Raw genomic sequence first — 14413 nt, 5'->3', positions numbered from 1 at the left:
ATTTGCTTCTCCGTGGGTATATTTATTATGCATATATCCCCAATCAGCGTACTAGTTGATTGAAAGACATATATTAAACATTTTCATGTGTTGCTTGGTGTGCAACACCACTGTAAAGGACAAATAATGCCAATTATTACTCTTCCTGACGGTAGTCAGCGTCAATTTGACAACCCTGTATCAACTCTAGATGTTGCCCTATCAATCGGTCCTGGTCTTGCGAAAGCAACCATTGCTGGTCGTGTAGACGGCGAGCGTGTTGATGCTTGTGATCTTATCGAAAACGATGCAAGTCTAGAAATCATCACTGCTAAAGATGAAGTTGATGGTCTTGAGATCGTTCGTCACTCTTGTGCTCACCTTTTAGGCCACGCGGTTAAGCAGCTTTTTCCAGAAGCGAAAATGGCGATCGGTCCTACCATCGATAACGGTTTCTACTACGATATCGACCTTGAGCACTCTCTAACGCAAGAAGATCTAGAAAAGATCGAAAAGCGCATGAAAGAGCTAGCGAAGACCAAGTACCAGGTTGTTAAGAAGAAAGTTAGCTGGCAGGAAGCGCGTGATGCTTTCGAAGCTCGCGGCGAAACATACAAGATGGAAATCCTAGACGAGAACGTTTCTAAAGACGACCGTCCAGGCCTATACCACCATGAAGAATACATCGATATGTGTCGTGGTCCACACGTACCACATATGGGTTTCTGTCAGCACTTCACACTACTAAACGTAGCGGGTGCTTACTGGCGTGGTAACAGTGACAACAAGATGCTTCAACGTATCTACGGTACTGCATTCCATGATAAAAAAGCGCTTAAAGCTCACCTAGTTCGTCTAGAAGAAGCGGCTAAGCGTGACCACCGTAAGATTGGTAAAGCATTGGATCTATTCCACATGCAGCAAGAAGCACCAGGCATGGTGTTCTGGCACCACAACGGTTGGACTATTTTCCGTGAACTAGAAGTGTTCGTACGTCAAAAACTTACTGAGTACGATTACCAAGAAGTAAAAGGCCCACTAATGATGGACCGTGTACTTTGGGAACGTTCTGGTCACTGGGACAAATACGCAGAAGCGATGTTCACAACGTCTTCAGAGAACCGTGAATACGCTATCAAGCCAATGAACTGCCCGGGTCACGTACAGATCTTCAACCAAGGTCTTAAATCATACCGTGATCTACCGCTACGTATGGCTGAGTTCGGCTCATGTCACCGTAACGAGCCGTCTGGCGCACTTCACGGCATCATGCGTGTTCGTGGCTTTACTCAAGATGACGCTCACGTATTCTGTACTGAAGACCAAGTTCAACAAGAAGTTAAAGCTTGTATTGAAATGGTTTACGACACTTACACAACTTTCGGTTTCGAAAACATCGTTGTTAAGCTGTCTACTCGTCCAGAGCAACGTGTAGGTTCTGACGAAATGTGGGACCGTGCTGAGGCTGACCTTAAGCTTGCACTAGAGTCAATGGAGATTGCATACGAGATTCAAGAAGGCGAGGGTGCATTCTACGGACCTAAGATTGAATTTACTTTGCATGATTGTTTGGACCGTGCATGGCAATGTGGTACAGTGCAGCTCGATTTTGCATTACCAGAGCGTTTAGGTGCAACTTACGTAGGTGAAGATAACGAGCGTCACACGCCAGTTATGATCCACCGCGCGATTTTAGGTTCACTAGAGCGTTTCATCGGTATTCTTATTGAAGAATACGCTGGCTTCTTCCCAACGTGGTTGGCGCCAGAACAAGCAGTTGTAATGGGCATTACAGACAAACAGTCTGAATATGTACAAGAAATTACGAAAAAACTGCAAAAAAGTGGATTTAGAGTCAAAGCAGACTTGAGAAATGAGAAGATTGGCTTTAAAATCCGCGAACATACTTTGAAACGTGTACCGTTCATGCTTGTGTGTGGTGACCAAGAAATGGAAGCCGGCGAAATTGCAGTACGTACACGTAAAGGTAAAGACCTTGGCAAGTTTAAAGTGGATGACTTTATTTCATACATCCAAGCTGAGGTTTCAAGCCGTAAGCTCAATCTGGAGGAATAGCTATTAAAGGCGGAAGACGTGGCCAGCAACCGGCCAAACAAAACCAGCACCGTTTAAACGGTGACATTCGTGGCGTTCGTGAAGTGCGTCTAACTGGCGCTGACGGCGAAGCTGTTGGTGTAGTTTCAATCGCTGAAGCGATGGAAGCTGCAAATGAAGCTGGTATGGATCTAGTAGAGATCAGCCCTAACGCCGAGCCGCCAGTTTGTCGTGTGATGGACTACGGTAAGTTCCTCTTCGAGAAGAGCAAAGCTGCGAAAGAGCAGAAGAAAAAGCAAAAGCAGGTTCAGATTAAGGAAGTTAAATTCCGTCCTGGAACTGATATTGGAGACTATCAGGTAAAACTACGCAACCTGACTGGTTTCCTTGAAGACGGCAACAAAGTGAAGGTAACAATTCGCTTCCGTGGCCGCGAAATGGCTCACCAAGACATCGGTGTTGACGTTCTTAATCGTTTGAAAGCGGATACTGAAGAATTTGCAGTAGTCGAATCTTTCCCAACGAGAATTGAAGGTCGCCAGATGATCATGGTATTGGCCCCTAAAAAGAAGTAATTAACGGCTTTGCAAGTAATTGAACCCTGCAGCCTCAGGTTGCGGGGTTTTATTCGCCCTAATTACTATGTTATTAACAACTCAACAATGCGGAGTTATTCATCATGCCTAAGATGAAAACCAACAAAGGTGCTGCTAAGCGTTTCCAGAAAACTGCTGGTGGTATTAAGTTTAAGCACGCTGGTAAACGTCACATCCTGACTAAGCGTACTACTAAGAACAAGCGTCAGCTACGTCCGAACTCGATCCTTCCTAAGTGTGAAGTTGCTCAAGTTCTACGTATGATGCCATACGCTTAATTCTTTTTAGTTTATAAATTCGTTTAGTTTAGGAGAAGCATAATGCCTCGCGTAAAACGTGGTGTACAAGCTCGTGCACGTCATAAGAAAGTTCTAAAACAAGCTAAAGGTTACTACGGAGCACGTTCACGTGTTTACCGCGTAGCTTTCCAAGCAGTTACCAAAGCTGGTCAATACGCTTACCGTGACCGTCGTAACAAGAAACGTCAATTCCGTCAACTTTGGATTGCACGTATCAACGCGGCATCTCGTCAAAATGGTCTATCTTACAGCCGTTTCATCAACGGTCTTAAGAAAGCATCTATCGAGATCGATCGTAAGATTCTTGCTGACATCGCAGTATTCGACAAAGCAGCATTCGCTGTTCTAGTTGAAAAAGCGAAAGCATCTCTATAATTTAGAGTTAGCTTTAAGGTTTAAGAAAAGGAGAACTTCGGTTCTCCTTTTTTATTGCCTGTAATTTATCCTCTAGAGATTCCCAACTCCTTCCTCCGTCAGTCTTGGGAATGACGAGTAAACTTCCGCATCTAATTTTTATTCGCTTGAACAGGCATTCTGGTATATAAACATCTACCTAACCTTATAATGCTAAGCGACTGAATAAATGACCGCACCAACCACTATGACGTTCTTCGAACGTTTTGAAGCTGACATCCTTTCTGGCAAAAAGACCATCACTATTCGCGATGAATCAGAGCGTGATTACCAACCGGGCAGCGTTGTTGAAGTATCAACGTTAGAAGAGGGGCGCGTATTCTGTAATCTTAAAATCATCAGCGTAGAACCGATTCTGTTCGATGAACTGGGTGAGTTCCATGCACAACAAGAGAACATGACGCTGCAAGTGCTGAAAGATGTGATTCAAGATATCTACCCAGGCATTTCTCAGCTTTACGTTGTCTCTTACGAGCTGGTTTAATCGCTAACAACGCACCTTTAGTGTAGTTCTGGATGGATAGGAAGGATTAATGACTGAGTTATCGAGTGACACGACGCAGCAAATTTTGCTTCAGCTTTATTGTCGCGAGCAAACGGAACAGCCGTTAATTCCTCGAGCTGATCTCGACACCGATATTTACGACAGCGAAACGTTTTTAGCTTGGCGAGAAACCAAGCGCGATTTTGTTGTCCGTGATATTGAAAATCGTGTTTGGGTGAAAAGCTGCCCGGCTGGATACATTACTGAAGTGCATTTTAAAGGCGATGGCACTCTTACTGAGTACCGTTTATTTGATCGCTTTAAGACGGTAGGGCGGTGGCAGTTAAAAGACGGCTTACTGCACGTTGAGATTACTAAAGGCGACAACCGATATGAATTCGCGGTTGTAGCTCGAGCTGACCTTAATATTCACTCAGCGGTGGAGTATAAGAACAGCGAGCTGCATTCGTACCTGAAGCTGGTGCAAGTTGAGCGTTAACTCTTTTCGTCGAGTTTGATTACGCGAACGACGTTCTAAAAAGAAAAAAGCCAACAGTGATGTTGGCTTTGTTGTTTCTTGTGAAGCTAACCGAGCGTTAGCATTCTATCAACTCGCTTTATCTGCTGCGTTTATGCTTCAAAGTTTGTTAGGCATGAGTGCAGTTCACTTCCAACATCTTGCTTGGCACAAACCGTTAGTAGGTCATCAATAAAGTACTTGAGAGCGCGAGCCTCGATGCGTCTAATACCTTGCTGCTGCTCTTCAGTCAGGTAACCGTAGATGGTCGCCGCTCCAAAATCACCAAAGATCATTTGGCCTTGTTCATTGACTAGGGTGTTATGCGCGTACAAATCACCGTGACAAACCTTGTTGTCATGCAGGTGATTAAATACATCGATCATCTGAGTCACAATGTTGTCGATTTGCGAGATCGGAAGTTCGAAACCTTCAGGGAAAGTATCACGCGTGCAAGTCTCGAGTGTTGGTGGTAGCCCTAGGTTGTAGTAGCTGCTTGGAATGAGTTCCATCACCAAAGCTAGGTAATCTTGTTCTTCAACTTGAGCAATGGACTTTACCAAGTTGTTATGGTGACCAGCTTGAAGGCACGCTTCCAGTTCATCATGTGGGTAGCCGTCACTGGTGACTTCGCCTTTAAACACTTTAACCGCCACTTCCTGTGGAAAATCAAAGTCGCTGTTTAGCCAGCTTGCATGCGAGATCACGCCAGATGCGCCTTGGCCAAGTACTTGATTTAGTGAATAGCTTTGAGAGCTAACCGCAGGCACGCTATCTAAGCTGCTAGGGTGTTTGCAAAAAGGGTTACCCGCAAACGCTAGCCAAGCCAGTTTAGGTAGCTTGATAAGGAATTCTGGGAACTCAGTCAGTTGGTTTGCAGACAAGCGAACCAGTTCGAGGTTGGATAGCTTTTCCATACTCTCAGGTAAAGCGCGAAGCTGGTTGCCTGCGAGTGCTAGCTTTTGCAGTCTTGGTCTTTCGCCCAGTGAGTTCGGTAGAACTTCGATGGCGTTGTCGGTCAGGATCAACCAGCGTAATAGAGGTGGTAGAGATACTTCACTTACGGTTTTGATTTGGTTGGTCTTGAAACCGATCATTTCAAGCTTAGGAAGTGACCCAAGAACATCAGGAAGGTGCGTGAACAGATTATTCGACGCAAAGATAATACGCAGGTGAGTAAGCTGTGATAACTCTTCAGGCAAGTCTGATAGCTGATTCCCCGAAAGATCCAGAATCTCTAGTGAATCGGCGAGGTCCAAGATTTCTAATGGAAACTCAGTGAGACCTTCTGATAATTTTAAGCGCTTAATACCTTTAAGTTGCCCTGATTTTAATTGTTCTAGAGTATGCAAACCTTAGCCTTATGAATAGATGTTCGAGGCGCGTAGTTTACTTGTCTCAATCGAGAAAGGCGAGTATCCGCAACAATACTCGCCTATCTAAACTCAGTGGTTGTTGATATCAAGGTTAAAGCTGAATACGATTTTGGCTAACGCCGACCTCCTCAACAAAATCCAAGTCATGACTGACTAAGATAAAAGCTCCTTGGTATCCACGTAAAGCTGACGCCAATATCTGCTTTGAGTCGATATCTAAATGATTGTCTGGCTCATCAAGCAGCAGTAATGGGGAGTCTTGCTTATGACTGACAATCAACATCGCTAGCTTCATTTTCTCTCCACCACTTAGGTGAGCGACTTTGCGGTACACGGTATCACGCCTAAAGCCGATGCCTGCTAACAATGTTCGAGCATCACTCTCTGTGAGCCCGTCACTATGTGTCATGAGGCTATCGAACATGGTGTTATGGGGATCCAATAAACCAAAGTGTTGATCAAGGTACACCGTAGATCCTAAGCGTTTGATGGTACCAGTGTAGTGCGAGTGCTCGTTGTGAATCGCTTTCAACAGTGTCGACTTACCACAGCCGTTTGCGCCGCTTAGATAACAGCGGTCACCTTGTGACAGAGAAAAATTGATAGCAGTACCAGACCCATATTCAAGTCGACAATCTTCAACAGTTAATAGCGCGTTCTTTTTCTTGCTATTACTCTGTTGTAGATACAAGGCCTGCGGTTTCAGTTGCTCTTTTTGTTCTTTAAGAGATTGAAGCTTATCTTGATTTTGCTCCTTTAAGTTATTTTGGCTAGTGGCTGATGTTGCTTGTGTTCGTCCGGCTTTGTCTTTCATTGCATCCAGTAAGATCTTGGGCTGACTGCCTGATTTTCGCAGTCGGTTTCCTTGCGCCTCTCGCTGTTGTGCTTTTTCTTTGTTGGCTTGAGCTTGGCGTTCAAGTCGTCTCTTTTCTGATTGATGATGAGCAATCTGTTTATCTAGTGCATCGGCCTGATTCGACATTTGTTTGAAGTAGTCATCGTAGTTTCCTGTATAGAAACGTAACCCCAAACTGTTGAGGTGGTAGATCCCTTCCATGTGCCTCAACAGGCTTCGGTCATGGCTAACCATCAGTATTTTGCCTTCAAATTGTTGGCACTGTTCTATTAACCAGCTGCGCCCGTCACTGTCTAAATGATTCGACGGCTCATCGAGAATCAATATGTTGTGGTCTGACGTAAACAGTTGATGAAGCTGTAAAAGGGCAAGCTGCCCACCGCTTAGTGTGTTGCATGGCGTGGTCAACTCGCTGGTTATTTTCAGATTGGCCAATAGCCTCTGAATGTTGTCTTGCAAATCCCAATCGTCACCAACGATGTCAAAATGTTGATGCTCGCAGCTGCCTTGTTCGATAGCTCGCAAGGCATTGAGTTTATTCGTGATACCTAAGAAATCAGCAATGCTGATCGTGCTATCCAAAAGTTCTGAAGGTAATTGTGAGTAGAAACCAATCGAGCCTTGTCTAGATACACTCCCAGATGTCGGCTGCACTTGCCCAGTGAGTAATGAAAGTAGCAACGATTTTCCGGCTCCGTTTCTTCCAACCAAGCCAGTCAGTCTTGAGTTCAAATTGAAGGTGACGTCTTGAAATAGCCATTCACCAGTATCGAGTTGGAATGAGAGATTGTTGGCTAAAATAGTAGGCATAAAAATACCTCCCTTTACGTATAAACGAGTAAAAGGGGCGAGGCGCTTTTCTGAGTAAGATCCAACTGGATGCTAACAACAGATCGCCATAGGCGTTACTTAGGTAGATGACCAATGAAAGAGAGAAAGCGGTATTGAGATAGTTTCTGTCTTTTAGGTGTGCTCTGGAAGATATAGGCCGTAAACAGGCGGATCTTTAAGAGCTTAATTTGTCGCGAAAATAGATGACGAAGTAACGCCCACTAACCCCGAGTGTCCAAATGATTTTTAAAAAATAAATCGGATGTCAGGATGCTAGTACTTCATTATGGCGTTATTCTCTTTTGAAATGATGGTGGAATGGTACTGAATACGGGCTTAGAAAGTCAACAGGGTGAAGTGATTAAAATGTACCCAAATAATAAAAGCGCCGATGGGACGCTTTTATTGATTCGATGAAACCAGACACTGCTAAATGGCAGGGTATTTAGCTTATAGCTCGCAGATAATCTAGCTAACAGGACGACTGAGCTTGACCACCAATAGCACGCCAGCACATATCAAAACTGTCGTTGATGTACTTTTCTGACTGCTCTGGCTGCGGCTCTTGTTGATCAATAAGCCAGTTCGCACAGATCAAAAAGTGGCTATGGATGAAGTGTCTCACGAGATTAATGTCTAACACCATCAACTCTTCGGCTTGCTGTCCTTTCAAAATGATGTCATCGAGTGACGCAAACATTTGTGAAACAATGACTTCACGAGTTTGAGTCGTTGGGTCAAAGTGCACATTGGTGAAGAATTTCATGGCGACTGGGTTTTCCAATGCCCACTCAATTCCGGTCATCCACATGAATTTAAAGGCTTGATAGCGATTTTGTTCAGCGATTTCTGTGTGTTGAGCCAGAGTAGAAAATAGCTCTACTTTCAATTCACGAAACAGTTCATCAATCAGTAGAGATTTGTTCTCAAAGTGATGAAACAGTGTCGCTTTTGCTACACCGGCGGTCTTCGCTATTTGCCCAGTAGATGTGCCCTCTAACCCTTGTTGGGAAAAGAGTAGGAGCGCAGCATCTAGGATTTTTTGCCTTTTTGTAATCATCGATTCAGTACTTTGAACATCATTTTTTTGATTGGGTTGTTGTATGGAGGGTGCATCAACTTAGTGAAGTTGATCTTGCCTCGAGTCAACACGGTTTTTGCATGGCTAAAGGTCTTGAAGCCTTCAATACCGTGGTAGTGTCCCATGCCTGAAGGGCCAATACCACCAAACGGTGCGTCTTCTGCTGCTACATGCACCAAAGAGTCATTGATACAAACGCCGCCTGAATGAGTGTCCGATAGGAATCGGTCTTGGGTTTTCTTGTCGTGACTCATTAGGTACAGCGCAAGTGGACGTTCTCTTGTTGTGATGTAGCTTATCGCTTCGTCAATTGAATCATACGGCACGATAGGAAGCACAGGACCAAACAACTCTTCTTGCATTGCCACCATGTCATCATTCACTTCGGTGAGAAGGTGCGGTGTCATTCTGTGGTTCACGTCGTCTTGTGCCTGCTCGGTAACGGTGTGTATCACAGCACCTTTTGACTTCGCATCTTCAACTACACCTTTTAATCGATTGTACTGGCGCATATTAACCACTGAGGTTAAGTCTTTGCTCTCAATTCCTGCTTTATAAAGCTTCTTGAAGTAGCGCTTGTAAGCGGTGATAAATGCATCGACTTTCTCTCGTGGAAGCAAGATGTAATCCGGTGCGACACAGATTTGACCTGCATTTAAGCTCTTGGCAAACAAGATACGTTCAACCGCGTCAGCGACATCGAAATCAGGCGCAATGATGGTCGGAGACTTTCCGCCTAGCTCAAGTGTAACCGGCGTTAGGTTAGCAGCTGCCGCTTTCATTACGTGCTTACCAACAGAGGTTGAGCCTGTAAACAGGATATGGTCAAACGGCAGCTGGCTAAACTTAGCAGAAACGTCGGCTTCACCTTCGATGATCGCCACTTGTTCTTCACTGAAACCTTCGGCCAACATCGCTTTCAAAACACGGTTTGTTGCAGGAGTAAACTCAGACATCTTGAGCATTGCAGTGTTACCTGCAGCCAATGCTGTGATGAGAGGACCCAAAGAGAGCATAACTGGGAAGTTCCAAGGCACGATGATACCAACTACACCTACTGGCTGATAATGCACAGTAATCTTGGCTGGTGTTAGCATCAAGCCGGCTTTTCGACGTGAAGGCTTCAACCACTTCTTAAGATTTTTATCACTGTAATTGATCTGGTGCAGGGAAGGGGTGATGTCAGCAATTAAGCTGTCGTGCTTTGCTCGATGGCCATAATCTTCTGATACCGCTTCAATTAACTGCTCTTGGTAGCGCATTAATAGCTTTTTTAAGACTGAGAGATCATTTCGTCTCTGCTCAAGTGTTGGATTAACGTTGTTACGGTAGTGATCTTGTTGTCGGTTGAATATTTGATCCATGTCGTTGGTGCTCGACGTGTTTGGTTCAAGGTCTAGATTATGGCTCATAGTATCCCCTAAATTCGAAGGCTGACCGATTGGTTGGTCAGTTAAAATTACAAGAAGTTAGGATCGAATACAAGATATGGACAAGAAAAGTTTATTTTTTGTTCAGTTGAGCGGGTGCTGAGTTGAGATGGTTAGGGAGATAAAAGGTGCCTTTGGGGCAATCAAAGGCACACGCGATTTAATTGCTGGTTAGGCTGAGACTTTCTCGCAACGCATAAAGATGAAGTTAACGTTTTTCGATAAGCGCTCGTACGTTTCTTCAGAAATGGCTTTGGCCTTCTCGTCGATTGTGCCTTCGGTGATTTGTGAAATCAGCAAGCCAGATTGACTGACAGCTTGGCAAAGCTCGGTTAATGAACGGCGGTAGAAGCTTACCTGAACGGGGGTTCCAACCGTGTTCCACTCTTCTCGAATGAATTCGCGCTCAAAGTAGTTACCTGAAAGGGTGCATTCAAAATCCGCAAAAGGGTGGTGAGTGGAAAACACGATGTAGCCACCCGGTTTCAAAACGCGGTACACGTCATCAAAGACAGGCTTTAGATCTTCAATGTAATGCAGTACCAATGGGCACACGATGACATCAGCGCTGTTATCAGCTTCCTTAGGTAAACCAAGAGCAGCATCTTGCGCGTATGCGGTCACATTGGGGATTTGTTTTCCGTTCACTAGGTCAACCATATCTTGAGACAGGTCGGTACACGTGACTTTGTTGGCACCTTGGTCGATAAACCACTGTGCGTATATACCTGAGCCGCAACCAAGGTCGACAATATCGAGCCCTTTAACATCGTCTAGTAAGGCTATGGTTGATGGGCGTTCTAATAGGGCATTATAAATATTATCGCGAGCAGCAGAGTCGTATTGCTTTGCGTAGGTGGTGTACATTTCGGACATGATTTAACACTCATCAATAGGTATGGAAGAACAGGATACTGACTATCTTAGTGATAGCGAGAGTTGTGATATTGAAGTGCCGATATTTGTCACAAACCTGACTTAACATCACCAAAATAGCCAAGAATTTTAGGTGTGAATACTATTTTATTCACCTGATTTTTTATGAGAAAGTGCTTTATATTTAATGCGCTTCAGCCTGCTTTTTGCCCTAAAACCTTGTAATTCCTTACCTGTCACTTTAAGTCGATCTGTCGATAAAAAAACGTAATCGTAACCACAAATATCAATGGTTGGACTCGCTCTTCATAATATCGGTTAATGCAGCCAACAAATCGTTTTTGAGCGTTTTTTTGTTGGGTTATACCTCGCTATTCCAAAGAGGTATCTTCTGTCGATGGCCCTATAGTGTGAGGTCTCTAGAATTGGAAAATTCGGTTAATTTGGAACGCATCCGTGCTGAGTATAATGTAAAGCACTGGAGCCAAGGTTTTTATGGAATTGATGACAACGGTGAAGTGTATGTTTCACCAAGCGAAACCGATCATCAAGTTCCTCTAAGTAAGATTGTAAAACAGTTAGAGCAAAGAAATATTGGTTTACCTGCTCTTGTGCGTTTTCCTCAAATCGTGCATCAGCGTGTGCACAATATCTGTAACGCATTTAATCAAGCGATCGAAGAATATCAGTACGACAACCGTTACCTACTTGTTTATCCGATTAAAGTTAACCAGCAAAAAGAAGTGGTTGATGAAATCTTAGCGAGCCAAGCTCAATTAGAGCAAAAGCAGCTAGGTCTAGAGGCGGGCAGCAAACCTGAACTATTAGCGGTATTGGCGCTGGCTCAAAAAGCGAGTTCTGTGATCGTGTGTAACGGTTACAAAGACAGAGAATACATCCGTCTTGCTCTGATTGGCGAAAAGCTAGGGCACAAGGTATTTATCGTTCTAGAGAAATTGTCTGAGCTTGATCTTGTTCTTTCTGAAGCGAAAGCACTTGGTGTGAAACCTCGTTTGGGTTTACGCATCCGTCTTGCTTCTCAAGGTGCAGGTAAATGGCAAGCAAGTGGTGGTGAGAAGTCGAAATTCGGTTTGTCTGCATCACAAGTATTGACCGTTATTGAACGCTTGAAAGCAGAAGATCAACTGGATGTTCTAGAGCTAGTGCATTTCCACCTTGGTTCACAAATGGCGAACATTCGTGATGTGCGAAATGGTGTGAGTGAAGCGGCTCGCTTCTACTGTGAACTGCGTGATATTGGCGCTCAACTGAAGTTCTTAGATGTTGGTGGCGGTTTGGCGGTCGATTACGACGGCACACGCAGCCAATCTTCAAACTCAATGAACTACGGCTTGCTTGAGTACGCTCGTAATATCGTGATGACAGTAGGGGATATCTGTAAGCTCTACAATCAACCACAACCTGTGATTATTTCGGAGTCTGGTCGCTCATTGACTGCGCATCATGCGGTGCTAATCACCAACGTGATTGGTACTGAAAGCTACTCTCCGGAAGACATGGCGGCACCAGAAGCAGACGCACCGCTGTTGCTTAACAACATGTGGAAGAACTTCTTAGAACTCGATGCTGGTAACGACGACCGTGCGTTGATTGAGATCTACAACGACACGCAGAGTGATATTGCAGAAGCGCACAACCAATTTGCGACCGGTATGCTGAACCTTCAGCACCGTGCTTGGGCTGAGCAGATGTCTTTGCGTATCAACTACGAGCTTAGCACTCGTATGAGTACTAAGAACCGTTACCACCGTCCAATTTTGGATGAGTTGAGTGAGCGTTTGGCAGACAAGTTCTTCGTGAACTTCTCACTGTTCCAGTCATTGCCAGATGCATGGGGTATTGATCAGGTGTTCCCTGTATTGCCACTGAGCGGTTTAGACAATGCGGATGAGCGTCGCGCTGTTGTATTGGACATCACTTGTGACTCTGACGGTACGATTGACCAGTATGTTGATGGTCAAGGTATTGAAACAACGCTGCCAGTTCCTGCATGGAACCCAGATGAACCATATTTGATGGGCTTCTTCCTAGTAGGCGCATACCAAGAGATCTTAGGTGATATGCATAACCTATTTGGTGATACGCACAGTGTAGTGGTCAACGTTGACGAAAGCGGTGAAGCGAACATTGACTACATCAATGAAGGCGACACAGTAGAAGACATGATGCGTTACGTTCACATTGATATGGACCTAATTCGTCAGAACTACAAAGAATTAGTAACGGCGAAAGTACCAGCGCAAGAGCAACAAAGCGTACTTGAAGAGTTAGAGCAAGGCTTGATGGGTTACACCTATCTTGAGGATTTTTAATGAACGATCTATTTACGAAACCAGATTACTCGCTGTACTCCAATGCGATGACGTTTATGCGTCGTCCATTAGTGCAAAACCCAATCGATAACGATGCTGATGTGGTTGTGTTAGGCGCGCCATTAGATATGGCGACATCTGGTCGTCCGGGTGCTCGCATGGGCCCTGATGCGATTCGTCGTGCTTCTGTGAACCTGGCGTGGGAAGGCAAAAAATTCCCTTGGGACTTCAATGTATTTGAACACACCTCGGTAATTGATGCTGGCGATCTTGTGTTTGATTGCGGTGACGCAGAAGATCTAACTCAACGTTTAGAAGCGGCTGCTGATGCGATTCTAAATAGTGGTAAAACTCTGTTAGGTTTAGGTGGCGATCACTTCATTACACTGCCTTTGCTTAGAGCATATGGCAAGAAGTACGGTGAGATGGCTCTGATTCACTTCGACGCGCATACTGACACTTACAGTCAGGGCAGTCGTTACGATCATGGTACTATGTTCTACCATGCGCCAAATGAAGGTTTAATTTCGCCTGAACATTCAGTTCAAATTGGTATTCGTACCGAGTACAAACAAGAAGGTCACGGCTTCAACGTAATTAACGCGATGCAAGCTAATGACATGAGCGTAGACGAGATCATTGCTCAAGTGAAAGGTATTGTTGGTGACAAGCCAGTGTATCTGACGTTTGATATCGACTGTCTGGATCCTGCATTTGCGCCGGGTACTGGCACGCCAGTGTGTGGTGGTTTGAACTCAGATAAAGTTCTGAAAATCATCCGCGGTTTGCAGGGCATCAACATGGTTGGTATGGACGTTGTAGAGGTTTCTCCAGCGTATGACCAAAGCGAAATTACAGCGTTAGCTGGTGCGACGATTGCGCTTGAGCTGCTTTATGTTTGGACTGCAAATCGCCTCGCTAAATCATAATGTTTCATCGGTAACAGCATAACGCTATATACTGGTTCTAAAGCCCACTAAGGTTCAACTTAGTGGGCTTTTTTGTTTTGGTGGTGGATAAATAGAGTAACTTATCGTTGGAAACGAGCAGTTTCTCCCTTTTATGAATTAATGCGCTATCAGGTGTGCCTTATGCAAGTCATTTAATTGATTCTGGATAGGAATACATCATCTTTACTCTGGTTGCTGTCTCAAATGTGGGACTTACCTCTGCTTTGCTGTTAACGCATAACTCACCTCTATTAATGCCCCATATTCGCTAATGATTTATCAACGTTATTACTGTATATATTTATAAAATGAAGAGGTGTAATTACAATGTGCCTT

13 protein-coding genes are annotated in these 14413 nt (G+C 44.5%); 8 read left to right on the top strand and 5 right to left on the bottom strand.

Annotated elements, in window-relative coordinates:
* Window positions 1-126 precede the first annotated feature (126 nt).
* From thrS to F0251_RS08935, 6 genes are all read left to right on the top strand, one after another.
* Complete coding sequence (thrS, locus tag F0251_RS08960) at window positions 127-2055, top strand: threonine--tRNA ligase (RefSeq protein WP_032549211.1); 1929 nt, start codon at window positions 127-129, stop codon at window positions 2053-2055.
* Between the two features lie 2 nt (window positions 2056-2057).
* Window positions 2058-2609, top strand: a complete 552-nt coding sequence (gene infC, locus F0251_RS08955; protein WP_080566530.1) for a translation initiation factor IF-3 — start codon at window positions 2058-2060, stop codon at window positions 2607-2609.
* A gap of 104 nt (window positions 2610-2713) precedes the next feature.
* On the top strand, window positions 2714-2908 hold the full coding sequence (rpmI, locus tag F0251_RS08950) for a 50S ribosomal protein L35 (protein WP_004738430.1): 195 nt from the start codon (window positions 2714-2716) through the stop codon (window positions 2906-2908).
* A gap of 42 nt (window positions 2909-2950) precedes the next feature.
* Window positions 2951-3304 (top strand): 50S ribosomal protein L20, encoded by a 354-nt coding sequence (gene rplT / locus F0251_RS08945; RefSeq protein WP_004733517.1) that lies wholly within the window; start codon window positions 2951-2953, stop codon window positions 3302-3304.
* A 208-nt stretch (window positions 3305-3512) separates the two neighbouring features.
* Window positions 3513-3827, top strand: coding sequence for a N(4)-acetylcytidine aminohydrolase (gene yqfB, locus F0251_RS08940; protein WP_008224694.1), 315 nt, complete (start codon window positions 3513-3515; stop codon window positions 3825-3827).
* Window positions 3828-3876: 49 nt separating this feature from the next.
* Window positions 3877-4326, top strand: coding sequence for a hypothetical protein (locus F0251_RS08935; protein WP_171730828.1), 450 nt, complete (start codon window positions 3877-3879; stop codon window positions 4324-4326).
* 131 nt (window positions 4327-4457) lie between these two features.
* Here F0251_RS08935 and F0251_RS08930 read toward each other — a convergent pair whose 3' ends face one another.
* The 5 genes from F0251_RS08930 to F0251_RS08910 all read right to left on the bottom strand — a co-directional run bounded on the left by F0251_RS08930 (window position 4458) and on the right by F0251_RS08910 (window position 10794).
* Entirely contained in the window at window positions 4458-5696 is a 1239-nt protein-coding gene (locus F0251_RS08930) for a leucine-rich repeat-containing protein kinase family protein (RefSeq protein WP_171730827.1), read from the bottom strand.
* Window positions 5697-5811: 115 nt separating this feature from the next.
* On the bottom strand, window positions 5812-7386 hold the full coding sequence (locus tag F0251_RS08925) for an ABC-F family ATP-binding cassette domain-containing protein (protein ID WP_171730826.1): 1575 nt from the start codon (window positions 7384-7386) through the stop codon (window positions 5812-5814).
* Between the two features lie 493 nt (window positions 7387-7879).
* Entirely contained in the window at window positions 7880-8467 is a 588-nt protein-coding gene (locus F0251_RS08920; RefSeq protein ID WP_116871924.1) for a TetR/AcrR family transcriptional regulator, read from the bottom strand.
* Entirely contained in the window at window positions 8464-9900 is a 1437-nt protein-coding gene (locus tag F0251_RS08915; RefSeq protein ID WP_086713539.1) for a coniferyl aldehyde dehydrogenase, read from the bottom strand. Before F0251_RS08915 ends, F0251_RS08920 begins: the two co-directional genes overlap by 4 nt.
* A 189-nt stretch (window positions 9901-10089) precedes the next feature.
* Complete coding sequence (locus F0251_RS08910; RefSeq protein ID WP_061032728.1) at window positions 10090-10794, bottom strand: class I SAM-dependent methyltransferase; 705 nt, start codon at window positions 10792-10794, stop codon at window positions 10090-10092.
* A gap of 425 nt (window positions 10795-11219) precedes the next feature.
* Between F0251_RS08910 and speA the strand changes: the two genes are divergently transcribed.
* Window positions 11220-13127 (top strand): arginine decarboxylase, encoded by a 1908-nt coding sequence (gene speA / locus F0251_RS08905; protein ID WP_105057850.1) that lies wholly within the window; start codon window positions 11220-11222, stop codon window positions 13125-13127.
* The gene (gene speB, locus F0251_RS08900; protein WP_017082742.1) at window positions 13127-14056 is read left to right on the top strand and encodes an agmatinase; all 930 of its coding nucleotides are present in this window, start codon (window positions 13127-13129) and stop codon (window positions 14054-14056) included. Before speA ends, speB begins: the two co-directional genes overlap by 1 nt.
* Window positions 14057-14413: the final 357 nt, after the last annotated feature.

Origin of the sequence: Vibrio sp. 070316B, from assembly GCF_013114115.1 — a bacterium.
GTDB lineage: Bacteria > Pseudomonadota > Gammaproteobacteria > Enterobacterales > Vibrionaceae > Vibrio > Vibrio chagasii_B.
Note: the sequence above shows the minus strand (reverse complement) of the source record. Positions and strands in the feature narration are given on the sequence as shown.